The organism is Mameliella sp. CS4, assembly GCF_019392335.1.
In the GTDB taxonomy this organism is placed as follows: domain Bacteria; phylum Pseudomonadota; class Alphaproteobacteria; order Rhodobacterales; family Rhodobacteraceae; genus Antarctobacter.
The window spans coordinates 1-1,013 of record NZ_JAHXRQ010000076.1 but is presented as its reverse complement, the minus strand read 5'-3'; the positions used below and the strand labels follow the sequence as shown (position 1 = coordinate 1,013).

1 protein-coding gene is annotated in these 1,013 nt (G+C 65.8%); it reads right to left on the bottom strand.

Features of this window, described 5'->3' with window-relative positions; genetic code table 11:
• A partial coding sequence (locus tag KZZ07_RS26580) for an IS630 family transposase (protein ID WP_219519919.1) occupies positions 1–1,010 on the bottom strand: 1,010 nt, incomplete at its 3' end.
• Positions 1,011–1,013: the final 3 nt, after the last annotated feature.

Below are 1,013 nucleotides of genomic sequence, written 5' to 3'. Positions count from 1 at the left end.
TCCTCGGCGGTCTTGCTCCAGGTGAAGGGTTTCGGGCTGGCGTTGTGCTGGAGCAGGTAGTCATAGATGGCGGCCTCGAGGTCATCGACGCCGGAATAGCTGGCGCGGCGGATGCGCTTCGACGTGATCTCGGCGAAGAACCGTTCCACGAGGTTCAGCCACGATGCGCTGGTCGGGGTGAAGTGCAGCTTGAAGCGTGGATGCTTGTGGAGCCAGGCCTTCACGTCAGGCGTCTTGTGGGTGGCGTAATTGTCGAGGACCAGGTGCACCTCGCGCGACTTTGGCACGGAGCGTTCGATGCAGCGCAGGAATTTAAGGAACTCCTTCGCCCGGTGGCGGGGCAGGCATTGGCCGATGACCGTGCCCGATTTCACATCCAGCGCCGCGAACAGCGTGGTCGTGCCGTGGCGCTTGTAGTCGTGGGTCATCGTGGCCGCGCGGCCCTTCTTCAGCGGCAGCCCCGGCTGCGTCCGGTCGAGTGCCTGGATCTGCGACTTCTCGTCCATACACAGCACGACGGCCCGGTCCGGCGGGTCGAGATAGAGCCCGACGATGTCGGTGACCTTCTCCTCGAACATCGGATCGTTCGAGACCTTGAAGCTCCGCGTGACATGCGGCTTCAGCCCCGCCTCCGCCCAGATCCTCCCCACGCTCGACGGCGAGATGCCGACCGCCTCGGCCATCGTCGAACGGCTCCAGTGGGTGGCGGTCGCAGGCGTCTCCTGAACCGTCTTCGCGATCACCTTCAGGCGGGTTTCCCGGGGCAGCGGCGGCACCCGGGAAGGACGGGTCTTGTCGCGCTTCAGACCCGCCACACCCTCGTCGAGGTAGCGCTCCTGCCACCGCCAAGCTGTCGGCTTGGAGGTGTTCGCGCGCCGCATGATCTCGAAGGTGCCATGGCCGTCCGCCGTCGCCAGCACGATCCCGGACCGCCAGACGAGCTTGCGCGGGGTGTTGCGGTCGGTGACCAGAGCCTGCAGCTCGGCTCGGTCGTTGGGGTTCAGATACAGGCA